Here is a 25,175-nt window from a genome sequence, read left to right on the forward strand (position 1 = left end):
TCCATGCAAGTCATATTCACATCTAAAAGGCCTATATGTTGAGTTTGAAAGTATCTGGTATGACCTGTGGAGGCTGTATTAATGCCGTAACTCGGGCAATTCAGGCAGAGGACCCGCAAGCAAAAGTGCAGGCGGATTTGGCGAGTCAGACTGTCACTCTTGAAACAACTCTATCTCCTGCTCAGGCAAGCAAGTTGGTAACAGACGCTGGATTTCCTGTAACAAATTTAGCCTAGAACGTACCGATATTGGCGCTGATAAGCAATTTTTTGCTGGCGCGGTTAATCTACCCGTTATTCACAATTAAGTAATTCATCATTCTGAGGCCATAGCCTCGGATTTGCACATCATAGGAGAAGGTAGTGTCAGTTACTGTAGAGGCTGTGCAAAGCGCACTCAAAAACTTAGTCGATCCCAATACGAAGATTGATTTTGTTACTGCAAAGAATATTAAAAATCTTCGCGTAGAAGATGGCAATATTTCTTTGGATATCGTGCTGGGCTATCCCGCCAAAAGTCAGTTTGACTCAATTCGTAAATCAGTGATCAATGCATTGCGTGAGTTACCAGGCGTAAAAAATGTTAGCGTCAATATCTCCAGTCAAGTTGTTGCGCATGCAGTGCAACGTGGCGTCAAGTTATTGCCTGGTGTCAAAAATATTATTGCGGTAGCCAGTGGCAAGGGTGGGGTAGGGAAGTCCACAACAGCTGTGAATCTGGCTCTAGCACTTGCGGCTGAAGGTGCGCAGGTCGGCATTTTAGATGCGGATATCTATGGACCCAGCCAGCCAATGATGTTGGGTATTACCGGTAGACCAGACTCAATTGAAGAAAATACGATTGAGCCAATGGAGGCTTATGGTTTGCAGGCAAGCTCAATTGGCTTCTTGATCGACGATGATGCACCGATGGTGTGGCGTGGTCCTATGGTGACCTCTGCGCTAGAGCAGCTGCTTCGTCAAACTCGTTGGCGTGATTTGGATTACCTCATTGTGGATATGCCGCCTGGTACAGGTGATATTCAGCTGACTTTAGCGCAAAAGGTTCCTGTTACTGGATCCGTCATTGTTACAACGCCGCAGGATATTGCCTTATTAGATGCTCGTAAGGGCCTGAAGATGTTTGAGAAGGTGGGCGTACCTATTATTGGCATCATTGAAAATATGAGCACTTACGTTTGTACAAAATGCGGGCACGAAGAGCACGTATTTGGCACTGGCGGTGGCGAAAAAATGTGTAAAGAGTATGCAGTGGATTTCTTAGGCTCTTTACCGCTCAATCTTTCAATTCGTGAACAGGCGGATGCAGGACGCCCGACGGTAGTTGCTGACCCAGATGGCGCCATTAGCGCCATTTATAAAGGCATTGCTAGACAGGTTGCTATCCGTGTTGCTACTCTATCTAAAGATATGAGCAGTAAATTTCCGAGCATTGTGGTTCAAAACACTTAAGGCCCTGAATATTTATGCGCTTTGCAGTTCTAATGCGTAAGCAAAATATTGATAACCCATGGGTCTCATACCGATGGGCACCTCAGGAAGTGTTACCTGATTTTGGGCAATTCAGTAGCAATCAAAGCAATTCCATCTCGGGTCAGTTTCTTGGGCGAGATGACGATGGAGAATCCTGGTTATTCACAGGCTATGAACTTGACCTATTCCCAGACGAGGCTGAGGGCTACTATCTCAATGTTTCTGCTAAATCTCCAAGTTGGTTTGTGATGTGGCGTCTAGAAGAAGACGTTGAGCGTTACGTTGATGAGGAGTCTATAGCTTTGGCTAAGACCGAAGCATCCTTTGCAGTTCCACATCGTATTTGCGTAAGCTACAACGAAGCTGCACGCTTGCTTGATGGTGGTGAGTCGGTTGATACCGTTCCCATGATTGACGAGCATGCTGCTTGGTTGCAAGAGTACGTCAATGACAACTATCGACCAGAACCCAAAAAACGTCATAAGCCTGCATCGTTCAAGGGTGCCGAGCGCCCTAGGGAGGAATAATGGCTGACGGATTTTTAGGTCGTTGGTCTAAGCGTAAGGCGGGCAAGGAAGTCAACGAAGTTGATCCGCCAGAAAAAAAATTAGATATTCCCAATGAATCTGCGCAGGCATCACCTGTTGAGATCGCTCCAAAAGAGGTTCCACCGCCTGCTACCTTGGAAGACGTAGCCAAGATCGATCGTCTTGACCCAGATTTTTCTGCTTTTATGAAACCAGACGTAGATCCAGCGGTTCAACAGGCCGCCCTAAAGAAGATGTTTACCGATCCTCACTTCAACATCATGGATGGATTGGATATCTATATTGATGACTACAGTAAGCCAGATCCATTGCCGCCGGGAATGCTTGAGAGAATGGTTCAGAGCGATATGCTCAATCTATTTCGTAAATCGAGCGAAGAGATTGCTCAGGATTCCCAGCAAAGCGCGAGCCAGGACCCTAATCCACAGCTAGAGGGTGACGCATTGGCGGCTCAACAGCAAAGTGATTTAACATCCACACAACAAATACCAGCTCCATTGGATGAAGTGCCGAATGAAGTACCGAACGAAGTACTCAGTGAGTCATCCATTCAGCCCAAACAGAAAAAAACCTAAGAAGATAGCGCATGAGTCAAAAATTAGTCTGTAACTGCAATGGCACTATGCCCTTAGATGCAAAAGAAATGGGTGTGCCAGTACATCAATCCTTATGCAGGCAGGAAGTGGGCTCTTTCTTAAAAGCGCTAGATGGTTCTGATTCATTGGTAATAGCATGTACTCAAGAGGGTGCACTGTTTAGTGAGTTGGCTGATCAAGCTGAAAAGCCTTTGGTTGCCCCATTACGTTTTGTGAACATTCGAGAGGTTGCTGGTTGGACGCAAGAAGCTAAAACATCCGGCCCGAAAATAGCTGCATTGCTGGCTTTGGCGGATATGCCTGAGGCTGAGCCTGTTCCAGTGGTTAATTATGAAAGCCAAGGCAGACTACTGATCGTTGGCGCTGGCTCCCAAGCGATTCCTTGGGCTGAAAAACTGAGTCAATCTTTAGACGTTTCTGTTTTATGTACTGAGCCAGGTGACTTGCCTCTTACTCGCAGCTATCCAATCTTTACTGGCGCAGTGACCAAGTTGGATGGTTATTTAGGAAACTTTTCGGTTAACTGGGACCTGCAAAATCCGATTGATCCAGAGATGTGCACTCGCTGCGGTGCTTGCGTTGAAGTCTGTCCTGAAGGTGCCATCGATCTTTCCTTTCAAATTGATTTAAGTAAATGTAAATCTCATCGTGATTGCGTAACAGCATGCGCCAGTATTGGTGCGATTTCTTTTGATCGAAAAGAGCGTGAGCGTAATTCAGAATTTGATCTCATTTTGGATTTAAGAGTAGATCCCAAAATGCGTATGAGCCAAACACCGAAAGGCTATTTCGCTCCTGGTATAGATCCCTTGGATCAAGCGCTGGCAGTAAATCAATTGTCAGAGATGGTGGGGGAGTTTGAGAAGCCTAAATATTTTGTCTATAACGAAAAAATTTGTGCGCATGGGCGTAATGGCAAGGTAGGCTGCAATGCTTGTATCGACGTTTGCTCAACTGGTGCCATTGGTTCAATCTTTAAAAATGGCCAAGGCACTGTAGAGGTCAATCCAAATCTTTGTATGGGTTGTGGGGCCTGCGCCACCACTTGCCCGTCCGGTGCAATGCGTTACAACTACCCAAGTGTTGCTCATCAAGGCAAAGAGCTGAAAACAGTTGCGAGTGTCTTTACCGCCGAAGCCAAAAAGATAAATAAAGCAATGGCTCCAAGCTTGCTTTTGCATACCCTCAAAGCCGGCACGCAAATGATTGATGGCCTGGGTAGGTCTTCACACATCATGCCAAAGCGCTTTGAAGGCCTTCCTTCATTTGTCATACCTTATGGCATTGAACACATCGCTTCAACAGGCTTGGACTTGTGGCTTGGTGCTCTGACATATGGTTTTGCCGAGGTGACCTTGCTATTAAGTGGTGATGAAGATCCTGCATATCGTGCTGCACTTGAAGAGCAGGCAGATTTAGCCAATAGCATTCTGAAGGCGTATGGCTTTGATGAGCGTATTCACTTGATCCTGGCGAGTTCTGCAGAAGATCTATCAACCCTATCAAAAGCAATGGGGGCGTTGCGTCAGCGCGGTTCACTTGCCCCTATCTGCACGCCTGCAAGCATTGGTTTATCGAATCAAAAACGAGAAACGCTAGAGGCAGCTTTAGAGCATTTGCAAAAACAGGCCAAGACTCCATTACCTGAAACAGGAGTAGCTCTTCCAAAGTCTTCCTTATTGGGCGGTCTGACAATCAATAAAGATGCTTGTACCTTGTGTATGTCTTGTGTCAGCGGCTGCCCTGAGGGCGCGCTTTTAGACAACCCTGATGAGCCCATACTTTCGTTTATTGAAAAACAGTGTGTTCAGTGTGGCATCTGTGTGCAAACCTGTCCTGAGAAGGCCTTAACCCTTGCCCCTCGTTTGCAAACAGTGGAGCAACGCAAGCAACGAACCACCTTAAATGAAACACAGGCCTTCCATTGCATTAGCTGTGGCAAGCCTTTTGGAACACTCAAGATGGTTGATCTCATGCTTACCAAACTAGGCGCGCATGGCGCATTTGCTGGTGCCGCAATGGATCGATTGAAGATGTGTAGTGATTGTCGGGTTGTAGATATGGTGAAAAAAGAAACATGAGTGAAATAGAAAAAGAGAATTTATCTGCAGAAGTAGGGGATGTTGGCTTACCAGAGGATCTAGCGCGCGCAGATTTGTATGGCTTGATCGCTCGTTTTTTTCAGATGCCTCCTGATCAAGAGCTTTTAGATCAAATTGCGGCGACCGCAGATCAATACGATGCCGCTGATGACGCGCCATTAGCTAAAGTCTGGATGGACGTAGTTGAGGTTGCTAAAAATAATCCCGCCAAGGCCTGGCATGATGAGTTTGATTTGAATTTCATTAGCGTTGGTAAGCCCAACGTCGTTTTGAATGGCTCCTTTTATATGGCGGGTCATTTAAACGAGAAGCCTTTAGTCAATATCCGCAAAGCTTTGGCTGAGTTTGGGCTTGAGGCTGCTCAAGAAATTACAGAAACCGAGGACCATATTTCTGCTCTTTCTGAGGTGATGCGATACCTGATTGCAGGTGATGATGTCGAGATCTCAAACCTTACAAATCAAAGGGTTTTTTTTAACCAACACATTCGCCCCTGGTATGACGAATTGTGCGATGCAATAGAAGGCATTCCGGAGATGCATCTTTACCACCCAATCGCCTCGCTAACTCGAGAATTCCTAGCGATTGAAGGGCAGGGCTTTGACATGATTTAATGTTGCATCGCAACATAGGGAATCCCTTAGATGCATTCTGTTACAACGATATGTCAAAAATGCAATAAACAATTACACTTGACCCGAATCAAGAAAAATCAAATAGGAGCATGCTATGAGCACTAAATCTACCGTCGCCTTAAGCGAAGAAAACAAGCCGTCGCGCCGTAAGTTCTTTATTGGTGCAGGCGCCGCTGTCGGTGCTGTCGCTGTCGTTAGTCAAACTCCAGTTGGTAAAGCAGTTATCCAGGAAATTACTGGCACCAAAACAGTGAAAGATGTTGGTCAAACCATGACCGCTCACATGCGCAAGTATTACGAAACTACTTTGATTTAACGATCTTTGTTTGCTTTAACTGTTACTCAATAAATACAAAAACTTTCTCAGGGACAACATATGAGTCTGACTCGTAAATCCAATACCCCACAAAGCAGTCGTTCAACATCACGCCTGATTGGCAGCTTGTCACGCGGCTTAAAAGCTGCCGTGCCAACGATGGATCGCCGCTCATTCCTTAAACGTTCAGGCGTAGGAGTTGGAGCCGGTATCGCTGCTAGTCAATTAAGCTTCGTGCAAAAAGCTTCTGCTGAGCAAAGCAAGGCAATGCTTGATGGCAAGGGCAAGATTGAAGTGAAGAGATCAATCTGCACCCACTGTTCAGTAGGCTGCGCGGTTGACGCTACAGTTGAAAATGGTGTTTGGGTTCGTCAGGATGCCGTGTTTGATTCCCCAATTAATATGGGTGCTCACTGCGCTAAAGGCGCCGCCTTGCGTGAGCACGGCCACGGTGATTACCGTTTACGTTATCCAATGAAGTTGGTTGATGGAAAGTACCAACGCATTTCTTGGGATCAAGCCTTAACTGAAATTACTGCGCAGATGAAGACTATTCGTGAGAAATATTCTCCGGATGCGATGTTCTTTATCGGCTCCTCTAAGCACAACAATGAACAGGCCTACTTACTCCGTAAGTGGGTCTCTTTCTTTGGCACAAACAATACAGACCATCAGGCTCGTATTTGTCACTCCACAACAGTTGCCGGTGTTGCTAACACCTGGGGCTATGGTGCGATGACCAATAGCTACAACGACATGATGAATTCCAAGGCTGCTTTGTACATCGGTTCAAATGCTGCTGAGGCTCACCCTGTTTCAATGTTGATGCTTTTGCACGCAAAAGAAAATGGTTGCAAAGTGATCGTGGTTGATCCGCGCTACACCCGTACTGCTGCTAAGTCAGACCAGTACATCCGTATTCGTTCTGGTACTGACATTCCATTCTTATTTGGCATGCTGTATCACATCTTTAAAAACGGCTGGGAAGACAAGAAGTACATCAACGACCGTGTTTATGGCATGGACGAGATTCGCAAAGAGGTGATGGAGAAGTGGACTCCTGCTGCAGTTGAAGAGGCATGTGGTGTTCCTGAAGCACAGGTTTACCAAGCAGCTAAAACGATGGCAATGAATCGTCCTAGTACAGTTGTTTGGTGTATGGGTCAAACCCAGCACACCATTGGTAACGCCATCGTACGCGCGTCCTGTATTTTGCAATTGGCCTTAGGTAACGTAGGTAAGTCTGGCGGCGGTACAAATATTTTCCGCGGACACGATAATGTTCAAGGCGCAACTGACGTAGGTCCTAACCCAGACTCATTGCCTGGCTACTATGGCTTGGCTGCCGGTTCATGGAAACACTTCTCAACTGTTTGGGGTGTTGACTACGAATGGATTAAAGGTCGCTATGCACCTGACATGATGGAGAAATCAGGTACTACTGTTTCTCGTTGGGTAGATGCGGTTCTTGAGAAGAATGACATGATTGACCAGCAAACAAACGTTAAAGGTTTGTTCTTCTGGGGTCATGCACCTAACTCACAAACTCGCGGCCTTGACATGAAGCGTGCGATGGATAAATTGGATCTCTTAGTTGTTGTTGATCCATACCCAAGTGCTACCGCTGCAATGGCTGCAATGCCTGCTGCAGAAGGTCAGGCAGTTAATAAGAATCGTAATGTGTATTTACTGCCAGCGGCAACGCAGTTTGAGACCTGTGGTTCTGCTACAGCATCAAACCGCTCATTGCAATGGCGTGAGAAAGTTATCGATCCATTGTTTGAGTCTGTTCCTGACCATGTGATCATGCAAGCATTTGCTGATCGCTTAGGTTTCGGCGAAGAGCTCTCCAAGAACTACAAGATGCTCAGTTCTAAATTTGCCGGTAAGCAATGGAAAGAGCCACAAATTGAAGACATCTTGCGCGAGATCAATCGCTCATGCTGGACCATTGGTTACACCGGTCAAACTCCTGAGCGCCTCAAAGCGCACATGAGAATGGTTGCTACATTTGATCCGAAGACTCTCAAGTCTCGCGGCGGCGTCGATCCAGTCACTGGATATGACACAACGGGCGACTACTATGGCTTGCCTTGGCCTTGCTACGGCACAGCAGCAATCAAGCATCCTGGTTCACCAAATCTGTATGACACCAGCAAGAGCGTCATGGAGGGTGGTGGTAACTTCCGCGCCAACTTCGGTGTTGAGCGTGAAGGTAAGAGCTTGTTGGCGGAAGACGGTTCCTACTCTAAGGGTTCAGCGATTACCACTGGTTACCCAGAGTTCGATCACGTATTAGTGAAGAAATTAGGTTGGTGGGATCAGTTAACCGACGACGAGAAAAAACTCGCTGAAGGAAAAAACTGGAAGACTGACTTATCCGGCGGTATTCAGCGCGTGGTAATGAAGAACGGTTGCCATCCATTTGGTAATGCAAAAGCACGTGCCGTAGTTTGGAACTTCCCTGATGCGATTCCAACTCACCGTGAAGCGCTTTACAGTACAAATGCGCCAATGATGCGTAAGTACCCAACTTCTGCTGATAAGAAGAATTTCTGGCGCTTGCCAACTCTCTATAAGACTGTTCAAGATCAAAACTTGAATCAGAAGTTATATGAGAAGTTCCCAATCATTCTGACCTCTGGGCGTTTGGTTGAGTACGAGGGTGGTGGTGATGAGACTCGTTCTAATCCATGGCTGGCAGAACTCCAACAAGAAAACTTTGTGGAGATCAATCCAAAGGCTGCAGCGGATCGCGGTATTAAGAACTGGGATTATGTTTGGGTGAAGTCGCCAACGGGTGCCAAGATTAAAGTTCGCGCAATGGTTACAGAGCGTGTTGATCAAGGAACTGCTTTCGTTCCATTCCACTTTGCTGGTTGGTGGCAGGGCGAAAACATCCGCAAATACTATCCAGAAGGTGCGGCCCCGGTAGTTCAGGGTGAGGCGGTGAATACTGCAACAACGTATGGTTACGACCAGGTCACGATGATGCAAGAAACCAAAACCACTATGTGCCAAATCGAAAAATTTGCCTAAGTCAAAAAATAAAGTCAGGAGAACACAATGGCAAGAATGAAATTTATTTGCGACACAGAGCGATGCATTGAATGCAACGGTTGTGTCACGGCCTGTAAAAATGATAATGAAGTGCCTTGGGGTGTTAATCGCCGCCGCGTTGTTACGGTAAACGATGGCATCATCGGTCAAGAAAAGTCAGTTTCAGTTGCATGTATGCACTGTAGTGACGCTCCTTGTATGGCGGTATGTCCAGTAGATTGTTTCTACCGCACAGATGAGGGTGTTGTACTGCACGATAAAGATATCTGTATCGGTTGTGGCTACTGCTCTTTCGCTTGCCCATTTGGCGCACCACAGTTCTTAAGCAAGGGTGCCTTTGGTTCCCGTAGCAAAATGGATAAGTGCACATTCTGTAGTGGCGGCCCTGAAGAAAATGGCAGCGTTGCAGAGTTTGAGAAGTATGGCCGTAATCGTTTGGCAGAAGGCAAGTTGCCACTCTGTGCTGAGATGTGTTCAACCAAGGCATTGATCGGTGGTGATAGCGATATTATTTCTGGCATCTTTAATAATCGTGTTGCGACACGTGAGAAGAATGGCAAGTACCCAGGATCCAAGGCTTTCGGTTGGAATACTGCGTACGGTGGACCAGATGCGCCAGCGCCTACACCAACACCTGCTGCAAAAATTCCAGGAGCTAAATAATGAAAGTGAATTTCAAAACTCTCGGTTTATGTTTTGCAGCAGCGACGTTGTTGGCCGCCTGCTCTGAGCCTCCAGAAATTGCTGCTAAAGCTGCTAAGCGTCCAGACGTAGCTCCTTATATGGGTGCTAATAATGGATTCGTGACTAAGGGTTGGACGCCAGGCAATCAGGCTAGCTGGACTGAGTCAGTTGACAAGCGCACTCAGGGTCAAAACGAATACAGTCGCGTTAAGTGATCAACTAAATAACAATAAATAAAACGAAAACGTTTAAGGACATGTGTATGAAACGATCATTTTCTAGAGTTCTACGCACTTTGGTGGTGGCTGCTGGTTTGTCGCTGACTATGGCAAGTGGAATCAGTTTCGCAGAGCGCGCGCCGATGTTGCCTTTGCCATCTGCTAGCGGAGTGGATATTCCGCCTTCGTCAGTGCCTGCAAATCCAAATGCTTTGGCTAACGGAACTCAAGCCCAGTCTCAGCCAGCAAACCCTTCTATCTTTACTACCGCAAACAGCGATCCATATAACTTCGTTAGCATTCCTGATAAAGAGGCTAGCGTTTTAATTCAGCGCTCAGGTCAAGAATGGCGCTTGATTCGCAATGGCGTTATTACTGTATATGGCGGCTGGTTATTGGCGATTGCCTTCTTTGGCATTATTGCGATGTACACAGTAAAGGGTTCAATCAAACTGCATGAGCCAATGTCAGGCATCAAAATCAAACGCTTTAGCGCCTTTGATCGCTTAGTGCACTGGTTGATGGCTTTTAGCTTTTTAGCCTTGGCCTTCACTGGTTTATTGATTCTTTACGGTAAGTACTTTGCTATGCCATTGATGGGCGGTGCAGCTTATGGCTCTTTCCTAATGGTTTGCAAAAACATCCATAACTTCACAGGTCCTTTATTTACCATTTGTATCGTGATCTTCTTCTTACTCTTTGCACATAAGAACTTGCCTGGCAAAGGTGACCTGCAATGGTATTTAACCTTTGGTGGAATGTTCAGCGGTAAGCACGTGCCAGCCGGCTTCTTTAATGGCGGTGAAAAGATCTGGTTCTGGTTTGGTATGACATTCTTGGGTCTGGTAATTTCAGCATCCGGATTTGTACTCGACATGATCGTGCCATTCATGACTATTGAATACACTCGTGGCACGATGCAGATTGCTAACATCATTCATAGCAGTGCTGCTATCTTGATGTCTGCGATGGCAATGGGTCACATCTATATCGGCACCATTGGTATGCAAGGTTCAATCGATGGCATGAAGACTGGTTACGTGGATGCTACTTGGGCTAAAGAGCACCATGAGCTCTGGTATGACGAAATCAACAAAAAGGGATAAGCCATGAAAAAAATCATTGCTTTTACATTCTGCGCATTTGCTGCATCTTCTGTATTTGCAGCTCTGCCGCCGTTGACTCCTGAGCAGGCAGAGGCAGCAGCTCTAACCAAAGCTAAAACTGCTTATGGCGATAGAGTTGGTGCATATCAGTTATGCCAAGCACAAAATCGCGTCGCGGATCGTTTTAAAGTAGCTGGGACTGCTGCACCTGCTGCATGTGTAGCGCCTCCACCATTTGTTCCGCCAGTAGTTGCTGCAGCGGCTGCTCCAGCAGCTCCTGCTGCTCCAGCAGCGGCAGCAACACCCGCAGCGCCAGCAGCTAAGTAATTAATCGCTGAGCAATTCTTGACGCAGGTAGCGTTTCGCTGCTTGTGTTTGAGGATCAGCAAAGAAGGGGCCTACGGGTCCCTTTTCTTTTATCTCACCTTGGTCAATAAAAATGATGTGCTCAGCAATTCTCTGTACTTGAGCGAGTTGGTGAGATGAAAAAATGACATTCGCCCCTTGTTGATCAAATTGACGGATGAGCTCTTCAACCTGTTCGGTAGTGCTCGGGTCTAGGTTAGCGGTAGGTTCATCTAACAAAACTAAGTTGGGTCTTTGAAGAATGGCTCTGCCAAGACAAAGCTTTTGTCTTTCACCTGCGGATAATTTATGTGCTGGACTATTGGCTAGCTTGCTTAAGCCAACTTGATTCATTACTCGGTCTAGATCGTCCTTGCCAATGGAGTGGTCTGCATCCCGCACCATTCCAAGATTAGTTGCGGCCGATGCTTTAATCATTGGGGTGTGATGCAACACTAATGCGCTCTTTGTTTTAAAGGAATAACTTACTGTTCCACTATCTGGTTTAATCAGGCCATCAAGAAGCTTCAAGAGGGTAGTTTTGCCGGCACCATTCGGCCCAATGCAAGCAGTAATTCTATCGGCCGGAATAATAGCGTGAGGGATATTGAGAATCGTTCTGCCATTACTCTTGACAACGATGTCTTTAAGTTCAATGAACTTTTCAAAAGTTTCTACTGAATTAACCATAGCGGCGCTCCGCAATTTGGCGAACTGCAAAAGTAAATAGATTGGCAAGCAGAACAATGGTTAACAGGACTATGCCAAGGGCGAGAGCCAAAGGCAAATCACCCTTGCTAGTCTCTAAGGCAATGGCGGTAGTCATCGTTCTGGTGGAGTGATCAATATTGCCGCCAACAATCATGACCGCTCCAACCTCGGATATTGCCCTTGCTAGACCAGCAAGGACCGCAATAGTAAGGGAGAAGCGGCAATCCCAAATAAGCCACTTAAATCGCGACAAGGGAGGAAGTCTGAGGCTCAGGAATGAGTCGCGGTGTATTTTCCAGGAGTCTTCCAGTATTTGCCGGCTGAGGGCGGCGATTAATGGGGTTGTGAGCAACGTTTGGGCAACGATCATGCCTTTGACTGTAAAAAGCCAGCCCCACATGCCAAGGGGGCCTGTGCGTGAGAGCATGAGATAAACCAAAACGCCAACAATGACCGTGGGGACACCCATTAGCGTATTGAGGGTCACAATAATGGTCTTTTTACCCGCAAATCGTTCGGTTGCCAGAAGGGCGCCGATCGGCAGACCCAGGAGTGTGCCTATTAGAAGGGCGGTCAGGCTAACCTGGAGGGAAACCAATACGATCCCCAGCACACCTGCATCTAGGTGAGCAAGAAGGGAAAGGGCATCCTGAAAAGCTTTCAACATGCGCTAGATTCTATCAAGGCAGTGGCAAAATGACTGTAATGAGATTGATTCCCCTATTTTTGACCTATGGCTGAAGCGGTTTGCCTCTGCAACGAGGTCCTCGACGTGGATTTGCGTGAGTATTTAGATACCCACCCGATAGACTCAATTGACGAGTTAAGAGAGCAGGCGTCAATTTGTAATAAATGTATGCAGTGCCAGGAGTTGGTTGAGGGTGAAATCTACTTAGCGCGTGTTCGACGACAGCGCGCAGCGGGACAGTTTTAATGAGCGTCAATAAAACGACCCGTTTTACAGTATTGAGCATGAATGTCCATAAAGGCTTATCACCGCTGCACCGACACGCCACTATTTATCAGCTGCGCCAAAAAATGCGCAGTCAACATCCAGACCTCCTTTTTTTACAAGAGCTGCAGCAAGAGCATCGAGGAAGAATTCGGCGTTTTAGCCAATGGCCCCTGACAGAGTTGACGCACTTTCTTTCTGAGGATTTTTGGCATGACTGGCATTACGGAAAAAATGTCGAGTATCGCGATGGTCATCATGGCAATGCCATCCTGTCCAAGCATCCTCAACAAAAGGGAAATAACTACGACATATCAGCATATCGTTTTGAAAATCGTGGACTACTTCATAGTGTGACAAAACTAGATGGTTTAGATCAACCTATTCATTGTTTTTGTGTGCATTTAGCACTCTTTGAGCGGGGGAGAGAGCGCCAGCTAGAAGCCATCATTGGGCATATTCAGGATTTAACTCAAAATGGCCCCACCATTGTGGCGGGGGACTTTAATGACTGGCGCAATCGTGTGAGTGCACCTATGAAGGCTGCTGGTTTTGATGAAGTCTTTGAGGTGCTGACCGGTTCACCGGCAAAAACATTCCCAAGCGTGAAGCCGTTGCTCGCTATGGACCGCATTTATGTTCGTGGATTAAAAATTCATTCTGCACAAATTTTGCATGAATGGTTAAAGCTATCAGATCATCTAGGCATTACAGCCGAATTGGAACTTAAATGAATGACTTATTAGGAATTTTTATTAATACGCAATCTGTGTTCAATTTGAGATTGATTTTATTAATTCATTTTTTAATGGTGACCTACTTTATTGGTGTAATCATTTCAGTTAGAAGACCAGTAGGAGTTGCATTTGCGTGGATTTTTATTGTGATGACTTTTCCACTATTGGGGATTTCTTTATATGTATTGATTGGTGAGCGCCCCGTAGGTCGTAGTTTGACGCGAAAAATTAAACGTATGAATCTAGAGTATGCGCAAATTACTCAACAGTTATGTAGAGAATTTGCGAGTGAAAGATCAAAATTGCCTGTAGAAGCTAGGGCCTTAAGTATCTTGGCTGAATCAAATAATGGCACTCCCGTTGTCGATGGCAACAAAGTTGAGCTTTACACAAAGTCACTCGACATTCTTCAGTTATTTATTGATGAGATTAATCAGGCTCAAAAGACTCTGAATATGGAGTTCTATATCTGGGCTTTGGGAGGAGATGCTGATCGGGTGGGGGAGGCTGTCATTGCTGCTTCAAAACGGGGCGTGGCTTGTCGTGTTCTATTGGATTCTCTCGGTAGCAAAGATTGGTTCAAGTCGTCATGGCCCTCTCGCTTCCGAAGTGCGGGCATTGACGTGACAGAAGCATTACCGATTCAGATTGGCCGCTTTCAGTTCCGCCGTGCAGATTTGCGTTTGCATCGGAAAATATTTATCGTGGATGGCTCGGTAGTGTGGACTGGCAGTATGAATTTGGTTGACCCTCGAACCTTTAAACAAGATTCAGGTGTTGGTGAATGGGTTGATGCGATGGTCCGTGTAGAAGGGCCTGTTGCAGCGCAGTTTGAATTAACTTTCTCCTTTGACTGGAGTGTTGATAATCCCAGGGTCACTCACTTTAATGACCGCTCCCCTCCACCTGCGCCAAGAGAGGGCGGGGTTATCGCACAGGAGTTCGCATCAGGACCGGTATATCGTGATGACATTTTGTATCAAGTGATGCTCTCAGCCATTATTGATGCACGTGAAGAGTTGACTATAACGACGCCTTACTTTGGTCCAGATGATGGCTTGCTTCAAGCACTCATGGCTTCCGCAAGGCGAGGTGTCAATGTCACCTTAATTGTGCCAAAACTGAATGACTCGACCTTAGTGGCGTGGAGTAGCAAAAGCTTCTATCAGGATTTAATGACCTCTGGGGTCAAGATTGCTGAGTTTAAAGGTGGGCTGTTGCATACCAAGAGTCTTTTGATTGATAAGCGCATTGCAATTTTTGGTTCAGTCAATTTTGACCAGCGTAGTTTGCGTTTGAACTTTGAAATTAGCTTGATTGTTTATGACAACGATTTCTGCGCCAACCTGGAGAGGTTAATTCAGTCCTACTTGGAGCAGTCGGACTATGTTGATCCTAAAGCTTGGGCAAAAAGACCAGCATGGCATCGCTATCTTGAGAACGCTGCCCATCTCACTTCGCCACTGCTTTAAATCGCTCCGCTTGCCCGCATATCTGCAATGTCAGACTCCGCTATTCCGAGTTCTTTCAGGATGGAGTCGGTATGCTCTCCAACAGCAGGAATGGGGTCCATGCGATAGTCGTAGCTGTCATTGAGGCCGGGTGGTAACAGGGCTGCAATAGCACCATTGGGTGTATCGACTTCGGTCCAGCGATTCCGCGCTTTCAGCTGCTCATGTTTCCAGAGGCCCTCCATATCATTGAGATGGGCATTTGCAATTTGTGCCTTCTCAAGTCTGGCGATTAGTTGTTCGGACGTAAGCTTGCTAAAGCAGGCATCAATAATTTCTAAAAGTTCAATCCGTTTTTCATTGCGCTTGAAGTTACGATCAAACCGCTCATCCTTTGCTAATGCTGAGTTCTCTAATACAAGCTCGCAAAACTGCACCCATTCACGTTCATTTTGAAGTCCCAGCATGACGGTCTTGCCATCACCTGCTTTGAATGGGCCATACGGATAAATAGTGGCATGAGATGCACCATTTCTTGGCGGTGGTTCTGCGCCCTTGTAGGCGTAGTACATTGGAAAGCTCATCCATTCGCCAAGGGATTCCAGCATGGAGATATCAATCACTGAGCCTTTACCTGTTTTTCCTCTTTGCAAAAGTGCCGCCAAGATATTGGTATAGGCATACATACCTGCAGCGATATCAGCAATAGAGTTACCGGCCTTGCTAGGTATTTCAGGGGTTCCGGTAACCGATAAGAATCCTGCTTCACTTTGAATGAGTAAGTCGTAAGCTTTTTTATCTCGATAGGGGCCGTCACTGCCGTAGCCTGAGATATCACACAGAATGAGTTGCGGATTATCCTTTTGTAAGACCTCTGCAGTCAGTCCCATGCGTGCAGCAGCGCCTGGCGCGAGATTTTGCACTAAGACATCAGCGGTCTTTAGTAAAGTCTTCAGTGTTGCAATGGCTGCTGGTTGCTTGAGATCTAAGGTCAAACTTTCCTTGGAGCGATTTACCCAAACAAAGTGAGAGCACAGTCCATCCACCTGCGTGTCATATCCTCTAGCAAAGTCACCCCCACCAGGGCGCTCCACCTTAATTACTCTTGCACCCAAGTCGGCTAATTGGCGAGTACAAAAAGGAGCTGCAATTGCATGCTCTAAAGAGACAACAGTAATCCCATCTAGTGGACGAATACTCATCAGAACATTCCCTTAGAAAGATCTTGGTAGGCCAAGAACGTGCTCGGCAATGTAGGAGTAAATCAAATTCGTTGAGATCGGTGCTACTTGATATAGGCGGGTTTCTCTGAACTTACGCTCTACATCGTATTCATTGGCAAAGCCAAATCCACCATGAGTTTGTAAACAGACATTGGCTGCTTCCCATGAAGCTTTGGCAGCTAGGTACTTAGCCATATTGGCTTCAGGCCCACAAGGCTGATGATTGTCAAATAATTCACAAGCCTTAAAGCGCATCAGATTAGCGGCTTCAGTTTCGATATAGCTATCCGCAATCGGAAATTGAATACCTTGATTTTTGCCGATAGGGCGATCAAATACTACGCGGTCATTGGCATAGCGACGAGCGCGATCAATAAACCAATAGGCATCGCCTATACATTCGGCTGCGATTAGTACGCGCTCTGCATTGAGGCCATCCAGAATGTATTTAAAGCCTTGCCCTTCAGTGCCAATGAGGTTCTCAGCGGGGATTTCAAGATTATCAAAAAACACTTCATTGGTTTCATGGTTGACCATATTGGCGATCGGTCTTACTTCCATGCCTTTACCAATAGCATCAGCTAAGTTCACGATAAAGATCGACATGCCCTCTGACTTGCGTTGCACTTCGCTTAGTGGGGTGGTGCGAGCTAGCAGGATCATGAGATCAGAATGCTGTATGCGTGAAATCCAAACCTTTTGACCATTCACTACATACTTATCACCCTTTTTTACTGCAGTAGTTTTGAGTTTGGTGGTGTCAGTTCCGGTAGTGGGTTCAGTAACAGCCATGCTTTGGAGGCGTAACTCACCAGATGCAATTTTCGGAAGGTACATTTTTTTCTGTGCTTCGGAGCCGTGACGCAATAAAGTACCCATGTTGTACATTTGCCCATGACATGAACCTGAGTTGCCGCCTGAAAAGTTAATTTCCTCCATGATCACGGAAGCCTCAGCTAAGCCCAAACCAGAGCCGCCATATTCTTCTGGAATTAAAGCGGCCAACCATCCAGCCTTAGTCATAGCATCTACAAAAGCCTCTGGATAGCCACGCTCGTGATCAATCTTTTGCCAGTAAGCAGAATCAAAAGATCCGCAGAGGTCGCGCAATGCTTCACGCATTTCTTGGTACTGGTCAGGTTTCGGAATAGGGTGATTCATGGAAGTCTCAATTTATAGGTTTTATGGCTTATTCACCATTTCAGGCATTAGTTTAAGCAAGATTTGAAATTCATGGAGATTGCCCAAAACAAGGCAAAATAGACTACATGTGCCCCAAAGAAACCCTCCTGTATGCCTGCAGCCTAAAGGTCATTACTTAATGGAGCATATGTTCGAGCATTTTTTTGGATGGTTTGAGATGCCATCGGTTGGTTTGCCGGCAGTCTTCATCAGCGCCTTTATTTCTGCGACCTTAATACCTGCCGGTTCGGAGCCCATCCTATTTGGTTACATCACCTTGAACCCGCACTTATTTTGGGTTGCCATTATGGTTGCCACTGTTGGCAATACCCTGGGTGGGATGGTGGATTGGTGGCTGGGAGTGCTGGCACGCAACCGTTTTAAGGCGATGGATGAGCCGAGCAACAGTCGACTTAAGGGTTGGCTTGGGGAGTGGGGCCCCAAGCTGCTGCTGCTATCTTGGCTGCCTGGATTAGGCGACCCCTTATGCCTGGCGGCAGGGTGGTTAAAGCTGCCTTGGCAGCCGTGCCTGATTTATATGTTCATTGGTAAGCTATTCCGTTTCATTGCGCTTACCTGGCTGCTTACATTAGTCCCTGATAGCTTTTGGCACCAGCTGGGACATTGGCTGCATCTGATTTAAACCGCGCAATACTTCTGCTGAATCTCATCATTGTTTAAAAGATTCTGTGCAGTGTCATGAAACACAATTTCACCCTGATCCAAGATGTAAGCACGGTCAGAAATCTTTAGGGCTTGTTGTACGTTCTGCTCTACTAGCAAAATTGTTAAACCTTGCTGCTTTAATTTAGCAAACAACTCAAACATCTCTTCAACCAAGACCGGCATGATACCCTCCGAGGGTTCGTCGAGCAGAATGACTTTAGGTTTCCCGATCATGGCCCTGGCAATGGCGAGCATCTGTTGTTCGCCACCCGACATGGAAGTGCCATCTTGGTGAAGTCGCTCTTTGAGTCTTGGGAAAGTTTCAGCAATCTCATCAACCAGTGCACTCATGTCGCCTGCTTTTTTCTTGGCAATTACTCCAAGCTCAAGGTTTTCCTTAACGGTAAGGCCAGGAACAATGCGACGATCCTCTGGAACATAAGCGAGACCTAAGTGAAAGCGTTCATGTGCGGGCAAATCTAAAAATGACGTGCCATCAATAGAGGCTTTACCTTGACGCTTGGATAATAGGCCCATTAATGAGCGCAAGGTAGTGGTTTTACCGGCACCATTGCGGCCCATTAAGGTCACAATTTCACCTTTATTCACTTCAAGTGAGACGCCTTGTAATACGTGACTACGGTCATACCACGCGTTTAAGTTTTCTACACGCAACATAGTTTGCTTTCTATTTAACCTTGACCCAGGTACACACGACGTACCTCAGCATTGTTTTGAATTTCCTCTGGAGTGCCTTCAGCCAAGAACTCGCCGTGATGCAGAACAATGATGCGTTTGCATAAACCCATAATGAGTTTCATCTTGTGCTCAACCAAAATCACCGTGCGCTCATTAGCGAGGGTGCGAATAAGCTCCATCATGACCAGCGTTTCTTCTGGCGACATACCGGCAGTCGGCTCATCTAGTAGCAAGAGGCTAGGGTTGCAGGCCAAAGCCATGGCAATTTCTAGTGCACGCTGTTGGCCATGGGCTAGGTCACCGGTTTTCTTATTTCGTAAGTGCTCTAGATTAACTCTGCGGAGTAATTCATCGGCAATCTCAATTGGCTTTGGATAACTTTGAGCATTACGGAAGAAGTTGTAGCGCGCTGTCTCCATCTGTGCAGCAACACGGACGTTCTCATGAACGCTCAGTTGTTTAAAGACATTCGTAATCTGAAAGCTTTTGGAGATCCCAATACGAGCGAACTCATGCTGCTGCATACCGGTTATGTCTTTGCCATTGAATAGGATTTGACCGCTTGTAGGGGGGAAAGCGCCACTCAAGACATTAAAGAAGGTACTTTTGCCTGCGCCATTCGGTCCAATGATTGCGGTCAGTGTTCCCGGCATAAAGCTAGTGGATACATCTTGCAATGCCTTGAACTTACCAAAGCTCTTGCTGACATGACGTGCTTCAAGAATAGGAGTGGTAGTTGTGCTATTCATTATTTCGAATCCTGATTAATCTGTAGCTTGCTCAGAATGGTGCCCCAGATACCTTTAGGGAAGAACAGCACAAAGAACATAAAGACTAAGCCAACAACTGCCATCCAGTGCTTAGTGAAGGTGGTGACGACATCTTCCAGATAGAGCATGACTGCAGCACCAATAAATGGACCAAAGAATGTACCCATACCGCCCAGAATACTCATCATGACTGCTTGACCAGACTGAAGGTAGTGCAGTGAATCAATTGGCACGATAGAGAGGTGAAGGGCGCGTAATGAGCCAGCTAAACCGCAAATCGCTGCAGACAATACGAACACCAATAGCTTGGTTCTCGCTACATCGAATCCACACGCTGCTGCACGTTTTTCGTTCTCACGAATTGCTTCCATCACTGCGCCTAATGGCGAGCTCAGAATACGAGAGATTAGCCAAATTGCAATGACTACAAAGAAAAGAATGATGTAGTACTTCACCAATGGATTTAAGAAGTCTACTGGGATGCCCAGGACGTTGAATTCATCTACACGGACACCACGTAAACCATTCTCGCCACCGGTAAGGCTCTCTGCCTTGTAGAAGATGTAATACACAATCTGACCAAGGGCTAAGGTCACCATGGAGAAGTAGATGCCACGAGTGCGAATGGCAAGGTAGCCCATGATGAGACCACCTATAGCCGCGCCAATAATGCCAATCAGAATTGCAGCTCCCCATGGCATGCCATAGTGAACAATGCCTATCCCAGTAAGGTAGCTACCAATACCTAAAAATGCTGCATGACCAAAGGATAGTAGGCCCATGTAACCAAACAGCAAGTTAAAGCCCATGGCAAACAAACCAAAGATCAAAATATTGATCGCCAAGGCTTCGTAGGGCATGATGAACGGAAATATTGCCAAGAACAGCGTGCTAGCTAGAACGCGATGACGTGCAATGAGTTGGAAAAATGAATTCATAAATATACGGAGCCTTAGCCCATCGCTCCTGCTTTACCAAATAAACCTTGTGGGCGAATTAACAGTACTACTGCCATCAAAACAAAAATGGAGAGCTCTGCTAAGTCAGGGAAGAAGAGGGAGGTCATACTGTAGACAATGCCTACCAATAAACCGGCAACGACTGCGCCTACTGGTGAACCCATACCGCCAACTACAGTCACCACAAAAGACTCTGCCAAAATGGGGATGCCCATTTCTGGGTTTACTGAGCGTGTTGGTGAGGCTAGGATTCCAGACAAGCCCGCAATTGCACAGCCCAATCCAAATACTAATAGCCAAACCTTGGCGATATCAACGCCAAGGACTTTGACGATTTCTTGATCGGCAGCACCGGCCTTGATGATGAGGCCGTAGCGCGTCTTCTGAATGAAGAACCAGACGCCCAAAATAATCACGGCGGTAGCGGCAATTAAGAAGAGGCGGTATTTAGGAAAATAGCCAATGCCTACGTTCATGGTTCCGCCAAGACCTTCTGGAGTAACTGAAGGCAGACCTTCAATGCCAAAAGTAACGCGCATGACTTCGATCAAAACATAAGAGAGACCAAAGGTCAGTAGCAGAGGGTAATCAAGGCCACGCCCATACAAAGGCCGTACCAAGAAGCGTTCAGTGACAAGACCTATGCCACCAGTGAGCAATGGCGTCAGCACCAAGCTAAACCAAAAGCTTCCAGTGACACCCAAAAAATACACGCCTAAAAATGCGCCCACCATAAAGAAGGCGCCATGGGCGAAGTTCACCACATTGAGCATGCCAAAAATAAGGCATAAGCCCAGGGCTAAAAGTGCATAAATACTGCCTAAGGCGATGCCTGTAAGCAGCTGCATGCAAAGAAGTTCAAATGAAAGACCGGTCATAAATGTACTCAGAAAAAACTCCCCTCAACCATATGGTGTTGGGGAGTGAATCAGGGTGAATGAGATATCCACCCTGAAATTTTTGGATTAGGCTTTATGGCCTAGCTCTGCGCAAGAGCGCATGTTTTTCTCAGTAGTAGGTTCAATCGTCAAAATATTGAAGACGTCATACTTGTCTTTCATATTCTTAGACTTAGACTCTACGATGATGACGGTTTGCACGGCCTGATGGTCGCACTTACGATAGTACTCAGGTCCTTTGTACCAGTCGTACTTCATATTCTCCATGGCTGCAACCACTTTTAGGGTGTCAGTAGATTTTGCAATCTTCACCCCAGCCAAGACGCTCTTCACACCAGCGTAGCCTAGTGCGCCGTAGTCAGATGGCACGGAGCCGTTATACATTTTGCGGAAAGCATCGTTAAATGTTTTGGCGGTTGGGATGCGATCTTCTAGACCCCAGTAATAAGAAGTGCCACCAATGATGCCTTCAAAGGCCTCTGGTCCACCAGCAAGACGTGATGTGTAGAGAAGCACTGGCGTAACAATCTTCATGCTAGATTTAAGGCCAAAGTCGGTACATTGTTTTGCTGCATTGACTAAGTCGCGACCAAAGTTACAGAGAACCAAAATATCTGGATTCAAAGCTTTGATGCGTGGCAAGAAAGCGGAGTAATCAGATGCGCCCAATGGATGACGGATGTCGGCCAAGGTAGTGGCACCCATTTCCTTGCCTGCACGCTCAAAAGCGCGAACCATTTCGTGGCCGTAAGCATAGTCAGCCGTGAGGAAAACAATTTTTTTACCAAAGCGAGGAATGGAGTAGCGCGCTACGGCACCAGCAGTCATAGTTGGGTTAAGCGCTTCGTGGAATGTATAAACACTCCAATCTTTTGCTTCGTTAATTGCATCAGATTGACTGATGGAGTTAAACAAAACTTTACGCTCTTTACATACGGCGTTAATTGAGAGTTGAGTTGCTGCAGAAAGTGAGCCAACTACAAAGTTGACTTTATCTTTTTCAATTAACTCTAAAGTGCGAGTAGCTGCTTCACCAGGGTTTAGTTTGTCATCACGCACCAAGAGTTCTGCTTTGCGACCATTAAATCCACCGGCATCGTTAAATTCTTTGATGGCTAATTCAGCTGCCTTTACTTGGTCCTGCGCCTCAGCAGAGAATGGACCTGTCAATGGGGTTGGAAAGCCAATCTTAATAGTGTCGGCTTGAGCGTTTGCAACATTTAGCCAAAGTGGTGTGCTTGCAGCTGCAGCTCCACCAATCAACATCTGTCGTCTTGTTTGATTCGTTACTTTTTGTTTCATGGTTGTCTCCTCCATATAAAACTTAGTTAAATAAGCATACTTTTTGTTTTTTAAATCTTAACTGAATGCGCCTTTTAATGTGCAGATTCAGGCACTGCTTTCCCTTGAGCTAATAGATCGCTGATATCAATCGCGGTTTCCGCCATGACAGTATCGGCGTTTCTTTTGAGCTTCTCGTTATCCCTATCGCCCTTGCTACCCTGGGCTTGCATATAGCGCCCCAAATATTGGGCCCTGGCAACTACTTGCTGACCTAATTTGAGTCGTTCCTCTCCATACGCATTGAGTGCATCTGGAGTAGCGCCGAGTGCAGCAATATGCTTTGCAATTGCAATAGCTTCATCACCAGCCTTAGTAACGCCCATCCCAACATGCGGCCTACCAACAAAGGCCGCATCACCCATTAACGCAATCCTGCCAAAGACAATCTGTTCGGAGCGAACGTCATAAATAGCCTGTAAAAATGGCATGGCTGTTTTTTCAAGAATCTCAGCATACTGAGGCGCCAAAATTTCTCGCGCTACTTTGCGCATGTGGGCAATATGCTTCCAGGAGACTTTCAGAGGTGGAATGCCGGTAGGGTAGTAATGTCCGTTGTCATCAGTTAAAAGGCTGACCAAATCTTCATGCTCTGACGCTGGTCGATACCAAACAAAGTTATAGCGACGCTTACCAGGGCGCGTGTCATTACCCGAACCCGCCACTGGGTAGCCGAGCATTTGCTCACCATTGGGCAGGCAAAAACCAAAGCGATTAAATAGGGTATCAAGTGTGTAGTTTGATAAGCAGGCCTCATCACATACGCCGCGCCAAGCTATATAGCCAGCGTATTCAGGCTGAATCTGTGGCGCAACTTGCGCTCGCACTGCAGAGCGAATGCCATCAGATGCAATCAGTAATTCAGCATCGTATTGGCTACCATCTTCACAAATCACCTGCACAGCGTCCGCATCTTGTGCAACCGACTTTACTGTCTTGCCTTGAAGATAGCGCTCACTCGGAAAGCTTTCCTTCAGCATCTGATACAGGCGACTCCAGGAGGTAAGTACTTGCGGTAACTCCATCTCACCCAGACTTTGCCCATCAGCGCCTAAAGTAATGCGCTTGGTAACGGGAACGCCCAATGTTTCATCAACGGTGACTCCGGCGGCTTTTAGCGCTTGGGCTAGAGCATCATGGGTCACAATGCCAGCGCCGCGTCCATCCAGAGATCCAACTGTCTTTTCTAGTAGGGTGACGTCATTGCCTTGGCGCAGCAAGATATTCGCTGCGAACAAGCCGCCAAGAGAGCCGCCAATGACTAGAATTTTTGCCATGAATGAGGCCTATGCTGCTTTCGCATCTAGGGCAGTTTTTTCGGATGCTGGATAGTTCAATTCAATGACAATGCCATTGGGATCATCCAAAAATATTTGATGGAGCCCTATTACTGGCACGGTTCGCTCGCGATAGGAAATCTTTAATTCTTTAAGCAAGTTAATCTTCTCTTCTAAGCCGGTTGCAAAAAAAGCAATGTGATCAACCGCGCCAGATCCGTATAGGGAGCTAGGATCGCGCTCCCCTAAATATTTTTTTAGTCCGTTTGGATCATTCTTATCAATAGCAATCAGGTGTAAGACTGCATTTGCCCAGCTACTCTCATCACCGTTGTAAAGCCAAACGCCTGGAAACGGAAACTCTGGTCTTGGGCCGACCGTTAGACCTAATAACTTGCTATAGAAGTCAGTAGTTTTTTCGATCTCGAGACTGCGAATAGAAAAGTGATTCAGGCTTAAATTAGACATGGTGACCTTTTAGATTAGGCAAATAGGGATTTAGCGGAATGAAGGTAAGACTGCACACGATCGCGAATGATTTCTTGTTCTGTATTGGGGCTCTCAGCGGCATAGATAGCTTGCCCATAGATCCAGCGCCTCATGCCGATATAGAAGACGCCGCCATGCAGGCCCATAAGAAATTCAAGTTCACGCTGGGTAGGCTTTGATGTATCAGGCCTGCCACAATACTTACGAGTTTCGCGAATGAGTCTTGGTAATAAGCGAGTACGTAAGAGTTCAAAGAAACGATCGCTAATGGAATGATCACTTAAACCAGAGAAAATCAAGATACGCACAAAGTCATAAGTGAGGACTGTGTTGGAATAATCCAAATAGAAAGCATTAAATTTTTCCTCTGGAGTGAGGGACTCATCGTCTAGTAACTCTTCCCACTCTGGCTTCCATCTGGATTCAAAGACTTCTTTGTAAACCTCTTGAATCAGCGCATCTTTGGTTGGGAAGTAGTGATAGAGCAGGGTATGGGTGATACCTAATTCTTTGGACAAATTCCTTAATTGACCATCGATGCCATTTCTGGCAAAAAACTGAATAGCGCTATCCAATATTTGGCGTTTACGCTCGGCGGTTCCCATTCTTTTTCGGATAGGCGCCATTGAGCCTTCTGAAATTTCAGCAGTATTTGGGCTGGTAACGCTATCTTCAGTAAAACGCATGGTTTCTCAGGGTTTATCCGAATTTGGACTTATTGACCAAAAGTTAAATAA

General features: G+C 46.4%; 27 protein-coding genes. 15 read left to right on the top strand and 12 right to left on the bottom strand.

The genetic code is table 11. From position 1 onward, the window contains the following. The first annotated feature begins 35 nt into the window (after positions 1-35). From ICN20_RS07140 to ICN20_RS07195, 12 genes are all read left to right on the top strand, one after another. The gene (locus ICN20_RS07140; RefSeq protein WP_216239112.1) at positions 36-236 is read left to right on the top strand and encodes a heavy-metal-associated domain-containing protein; all 201 of its coding nucleotides are present in this window, start codon (positions 36-38) and stop codon (positions 234-236) included. Positions 237-362: 126 nt separating this feature from the next. Continuing rightward, the gene (apbC, locus tag ICN20_RS07145; protein WP_216239113.1) at positions 363-1,451 is read left to right on the top strand and encodes an iron-sulfur cluster carrier protein ApbC; all 1,089 of its coding nucleotides are present in this window, start codon (positions 363-365) and stop codon (positions 1,449-1,451) included. Between the two features lie 32 nt (positions 1,452-1,483). Then, positions 1,484-1,999, top strand: coding sequence for a DUF3305 domain-containing protein (locus ICN20_RS07150; protein ID WP_370624535.1), 516 nt, complete (start codon positions 1,484-1,486; stop codon positions 1,997-1,999). Beyond that, positions 1,999-2,595, top strand: coding sequence for a DUF3306 domain-containing protein (locus ICN20_RS07155; protein ID WP_216239116.1), 597 nt, complete (start codon positions 1,999-2,001; stop codon positions 2,593-2,595). The genes ICN20_RS07150 and ICN20_RS07155 overlap by 1 nt, the downstream gene beginning before the upstream one ends. Positions 2,596-2,606: 11 nt before the next feature. After that, positions 2,607-4,697, top strand: a complete 2,091-nt coding sequence (locus ICN20_RS07160) for a 4Fe-4S dicluster domain-containing protein (RefSeq protein ID WP_216239118.1) — start codon at positions 2,607-2,609, stop codon at positions 4,695-4,697. After that, positions 4,694-5,332, top strand: coding sequence for a molecular chaperone (locus tag ICN20_RS07165; RefSeq protein WP_216239121.1), 639 nt, complete (start codon positions 4,694-4,696; stop codon positions 5,330-5,332). The genes ICN20_RS07160 and ICN20_RS07165 overlap by 4 nt, the downstream gene beginning before the upstream one ends. A gap of 115 nt (positions 5,333-5,447) precedes the next feature. Next, a complete protein-coding gene (locus tag ICN20_RS07170) occupies positions 5,448-5,669 on the top strand; it encodes a hypothetical protein (protein ID WP_216239123.1) in 222 nt (73 codons plus the stop codon). Between the two features lie 60 nt (positions 5,670-5,729). After that, positions 5,730-8,708 carry a formate dehydrogenase subunit alpha gene (locus tag ICN20_RS07175; RefSeq protein WP_216239124.1) on the top strand — a complete coding sequence of 993 codons (2,979 nt, stop codon included), beginning with the start codon at positions 5,730-5,732 and terminating at the stop codon, positions 8,706-8,708. 27 nt (positions 8,709-8,735) lie between these two features. Next, complete coding sequence (gene fdh3B, locus ICN20_RS07180; RefSeq protein ID WP_215392297.1) at positions 8,736-9,392, top strand: formate dehydrogenase FDH3 subunit beta; 657 nt, start codon at positions 8,736-8,738, stop codon at positions 9,390-9,392. Next, positions 9,392-9,628, top strand: coding sequence for a hypothetical protein (locus ICN20_RS07185; RefSeq protein WP_215392298.1), 237 nt, complete (start codon positions 9,392-9,394; stop codon positions 9,626-9,628). The genes fdh3B and ICN20_RS07185 overlap by 1 nt, the downstream gene beginning before the upstream one ends. 47 nt (positions 9,629-9,675) lie before the next feature. Then, positions 9,676-10,737 (top strand): formate dehydrogenase subunit gamma, encoded by a 1,062-nt coding sequence (locus ICN20_RS07190; protein WP_216239126.1) that lies wholly within the window; start codon positions 9,676-9,678, stop codon positions 10,735-10,737. Positions 10,738-10,740: 3 nt separating this feature from the next. Further along, entirely contained in the window at positions 10,741-11,064 is a 324-nt protein-coding gene (locus ICN20_RS07195; RefSeq protein WP_216239128.1) for a hypothetical protein, read from the top strand. Here ICN20_RS07195 and ICN20_RS07200 read toward each other — a convergent pair whose 3' ends face one another. After that, the gene (locus ICN20_RS07200; protein WP_216239130.1) at positions 11,065-11,772 is read right to left on the bottom strand and encodes an ATP-binding cassette domain-containing protein; all 708 of its coding nucleotides are present in this window, start codon (positions 11,770-11,772) and stop codon (positions 11,065-11,067) included. It lies immediately after the preceding gene. Continuing rightward, positions 11,765-12,460 (bottom strand): ABC transporter permease, encoded by a 696-nt coding sequence (locus tag ICN20_RS07205; protein ID WP_216239131.1) that lies wholly within the window; start codon positions 12,458-12,460, stop codon positions 11,765-11,767. Before ICN20_RS07205 ends, ICN20_RS07200 begins: the two co-directional genes overlap by 8 nt. Before the next feature lie 266 nt (positions 12,461-12,726). Between ICN20_RS07205 and ICN20_RS07210 the strand changes: the two genes are divergently transcribed. Beyond that, a complete protein-coding gene (locus ICN20_RS07210; RefSeq protein WP_216239133.1) occupies positions 12,727-13,479 on the top strand; it encodes an endonuclease/exonuclease/phosphatase family protein in 753 nt (250 codons plus the stop codon). Next, positions 13,476-14,954: a cardiolipin synthase gene (gene cls, locus ICN20_RS07215; RefSeq protein ID WP_216239135.1), complete on the top strand. Its 1,479-nt coding sequence runs from the start codon at positions 13,476-13,478 to the stop codon at positions 14,952-14,954. Before ICN20_RS07210 ends, cls begins: the two co-directional genes overlap by 4 nt. Here the strand turns inward: cls and ICN20_RS07220 are convergent. Together ICN20_RS07220 and ICN20_RS07225 are read right to left on the bottom strand one after the other, a co-directional pair. Beyond that, positions 14,951-16,135 carry a CaiB/BaiF CoA-transferase family protein gene (locus tag ICN20_RS07220; RefSeq protein ID WP_216239140.1) on the bottom strand — a complete coding sequence of 395 codons (1,185 nt, stop codon included), beginning with the start codon at positions 16,133-16,135 and terminating at the stop codon, positions 14,951-14,953. The genes cls and ICN20_RS07220 overlap by 4 nt on opposite strands. A gap of 12 nt (positions 16,136-16,147) precedes the next feature. Beyond that, complete coding sequence (locus tag ICN20_RS07225; RefSeq protein ID WP_215392306.1) at positions 16,148-17,317, bottom strand: acyl-CoA dehydrogenase family protein; 1,170 nt, start codon at positions 17,315-17,317, stop codon at positions 16,148-16,150. A 160-nt stretch (positions 17,318-17,477) separates the two neighbouring features. Between ICN20_RS07225 and ICN20_RS07230 the strand changes: the two genes are divergently transcribed. After that, positions 17,478-17,981: a YqaA family protein gene (locus tag ICN20_RS07230; protein WP_216239142.1), complete on the top strand. Its 504-nt coding sequence runs from the start codon at positions 17,478-17,480 to the stop codon at positions 17,979-17,981. Here ICN20_RS07230 and ICN20_RS07235 read toward each other — a convergent pair. From ICN20_RS07235 to ICN20_RS07270, 8 genes are all read right to left on the bottom strand, one after another. Then, on the bottom strand, positions 17,978-18,682 hold the full coding sequence (locus ICN20_RS07235; protein WP_216239144.1) for an ABC transporter ATP-binding protein: 705 nt from the start codon (positions 18,680-18,682) through the stop codon (positions 17,978-17,980). The genes ICN20_RS07230 and ICN20_RS07235 overlap by 4 nt on opposite strands. 14 nt (positions 18,683-18,696) lie before the next feature. Continuing rightward, positions 18,697-19,452: an ABC transporter ATP-binding protein gene (locus ICN20_RS07240; RefSeq protein WP_216239146.1), complete on the bottom strand. Its 756-nt coding sequence runs from the start codon at positions 19,450-19,452 to the stop codon at positions 18,697-18,699. After that, positions 19,452-20,411, bottom strand: coding sequence for a branched-chain amino acid ABC transporter permease (locus tag ICN20_RS07245; RefSeq protein ID WP_215392310.1), 960 nt, complete (start codon positions 20,409-20,411; stop codon positions 19,452-19,454). Before ICN20_RS07245 ends, ICN20_RS07240 begins: the two co-directional genes overlap by 1 nt. A gap of 14 nt (positions 20,412-20,425) precedes the next feature. Then, a complete protein-coding gene (locus ICN20_RS07250; protein WP_255534680.1) occupies positions 20,426-21,280 on the bottom strand; it encodes a branched-chain amino acid ABC transporter permease in 855 nt (284 codons plus the stop codon). Positions 21,281-21,397: 117 nt separating this feature from the next. Next, complete coding sequence (locus ICN20_RS07255) at positions 21,398-22,633, bottom strand: ABC transporter substrate-binding protein (RefSeq protein ID WP_251367287.1); 1,236 nt, start codon at positions 22,631-22,633, stop codon at positions 21,398-21,400. Between the two features lie 74 nt (positions 22,634-22,707). Continuing rightward, complete coding sequence (locus tag ICN20_RS07260) at positions 22,708-23,949, bottom strand: FAD binding domain-containing protein (RefSeq protein WP_216239148.1); 1,242 nt, start codon at positions 23,947-23,949, stop codon at positions 22,708-22,710. A gap of 9 nt (positions 23,950-23,958) precedes the next feature. Beyond that, positions 23,959-24,417 carry a VOC family protein gene (locus ICN20_RS07265; protein ID WP_223146556.1) on the bottom strand — a complete coding sequence of 153 codons (459 nt, stop codon included), beginning with the start codon at positions 24,415-24,417 and terminating at the stop codon, positions 23,959-23,961. 14 nt (positions 24,418-24,431) lie between these two features. Beyond that, positions 24,432-25,124 (bottom strand): TetR/AcrR family transcriptional regulator, encoded by a 693-nt coding sequence (locus tag ICN20_RS07270; protein WP_216239150.1) that lies wholly within the window; start codon positions 25,122-25,124, stop codon positions 24,432-24,434. Positions 25,125-25,175 lie beyond the last annotated feature (51 nt).

The organism is Polynucleobacter sp. JS-Polo-80-F4 (genome assembly GCF_018881965.1).
In the GTDB taxonomy this organism is placed as follows: Bacteria; Pseudomonadota; Gammaproteobacteria; order Burkholderiales; family Burkholderiaceae; genus Polynucleobacter.

Excerpts from the sequence above, each read along its gene's own strand:
- ICN20_RS07140 (WP_216239112.1), top strand. The coding sequence starts at position 36 with ATGTTGAGTTTGAAAGTATCTGGTATGACCTGTGGAGGCTGTATTAAT.
- ICN20_RS07150 (WP_370624535.1), top strand. The coding sequence starts at position 1,484 with ATGCGTAAGCAAAATATTGATAACCCATGGGTCTCATACCGATGGGCA.
- ICN20_RS07155 (WP_216239116.1), top strand. The coding sequence starts at position 1,999 with ATGGCTGACGGATTTTTAGGTCGTTGGTCTAAGCGTAAGGCGGGCAAG.
- ICN20_RS07160 (WP_216239118.1), top strand. The coding sequence starts at position 2,607 with ATGAGTCAAAAATTAGTCTGTAACTGCAATGGCACTATGCCCTTAGAT.
- ICN20_RS07165 (WP_216239121.1), top strand. The coding sequence starts at position 4,694 with ATGAGTGAAATAGAAAAAGAGAATTTATCTGCAGAAGTAGGGGATGTT.
- ICN20_RS07170 (WP_216239123.1), top strand. The coding sequence starts at position 5,448 with ATGAGCACTAAATCTACCGTCGCCTTAAGCGAAGAAAACAAGCCGTCG.
- ICN20_RS07175 (WP_216239124.1), top strand. The coding sequence starts at position 5,730 with ATGAGTCTGACTCGTAAATCCAATACCCCACAAAGCAGTCGTTCAACA.
- fdh3B (WP_215392297.1), top strand. The coding sequence starts at position 8,736 with ATGGCAAGAATGAAATTTATTTGCGACACAGAGCGATGCATTGAATGC.
- ICN20_RS07185 (WP_215392298.1), top strand. The coding sequence starts at position 9,392 with ATGAAAGTGAATTTCAAAACTCTCGGTTTATGTTTTGCAGCAGCGACG.
- ICN20_RS07190 (WP_216239126.1), top strand. The coding sequence starts at position 9,676 with ATGAAACGATCATTTTCTAGAGTTCTACGCACTTTGGTGGTGGCTGCT.
- ICN20_RS07195 (WP_216239128.1), top strand. The coding sequence starts at position 10,741 with ATGAAAAAAATCATTGCTTTTACATTCTGCGCATTTGCTGCATCTTCT.
- ICN20_RS07200 (WP_216239130.1), bottom strand. The coding sequence starts at position 11,772 with ATGGTTAATTCAGTAGAAACTTTTGAAAAGTTCATTGAACTTAAAGAC.
- ICN20_RS07205 (WP_216239131.1), bottom strand. The coding sequence starts at position 12,460 with ATGTTGAAAGCTTTTCAGGATGCCCTTTCCCTTCTTGCTCACCTAGAT.
- ICN20_RS07210 (WP_216239133.1), top strand. The coding sequence starts at position 12,727 with ATGAGCGTCAATAAAACGACCCGTTTTACAGTATTGAGCATGAATGTC.
- cls (WP_216239135.1), top strand. The coding sequence starts at position 13,476 with ATGAATGACTTATTAGGAATTTTTATTAATACGCAATCTGTGTTCAAT.
- ICN20_RS07220 (WP_216239140.1), bottom strand. The coding sequence starts at position 16,135 with ATGAGTATTCGTCCACTAGATGGGATTACTGTTGTCTCTTTAGAGCAT.
- ICN20_RS07225 (WP_215392306.1), bottom strand. The coding sequence starts at position 17,317 with ATGAATCACCCTATTCCGAAACCTGACCAGTACCAAGAAATGCGTGAA.
- ICN20_RS07230 (WP_216239142.1), top strand. The coding sequence starts at position 17,478 with ATGGAGCATATGTTCGAGCATTTTTTTGGATGGTTTGAGATGCCATCG.
- ICN20_RS07235 (WP_216239144.1), bottom strand. The coding sequence starts at position 18,682 with ATGTTGCGTGTAGAAAACTTAAACGCGTGGTATGACCGTAGTCACGTA.
- ICN20_RS07240 (WP_216239146.1), bottom strand. The coding sequence starts at position 19,452 with ATGAATAGCACAACTACCACTCCTATTCTTGAAGCACGTCATGTCAGC.
- ICN20_RS07245 (WP_215392310.1), bottom strand. The coding sequence starts at position 20,411 with ATGAATTCATTTTTCCAACTCATTGCACGTCATCGCGTTCTAGCTAGC.
- ICN20_RS07250 (WP_255534680.1), bottom strand. The coding sequence starts at position 21,280 with ATGCAGCTGCTTACAGGCATCGCCTTAGGCAGTATTTATGCACTTTTA.
- ICN20_RS07255 (WP_251367287.1), bottom strand. The coding sequence starts at position 22,633 with ATGAAACAAAAAGTAACGAATCAAACAAGACGACAGATGTTGATTGGT.
- ICN20_RS07260 (WP_216239148.1), bottom strand. The coding sequence starts at position 23,949 with ATGGCAAAAATTCTAGTCATTGGCGGCTCTCTTGGCGGCTTGTTCGCA.
- ICN20_RS07265 (WP_223146556.1), bottom strand. The coding sequence starts at position 24,417 with ATGTCTAATTTAAGCCTGAATCACTTTTCTATTCGCAGTCTCGAGATC.
- ICN20_RS07270 (WP_216239150.1), bottom strand. The coding sequence starts at position 25,124 with ATGCGTTTTACTGAAGATAGCGTTACCAGCCCAAATACTGCTGAAATT.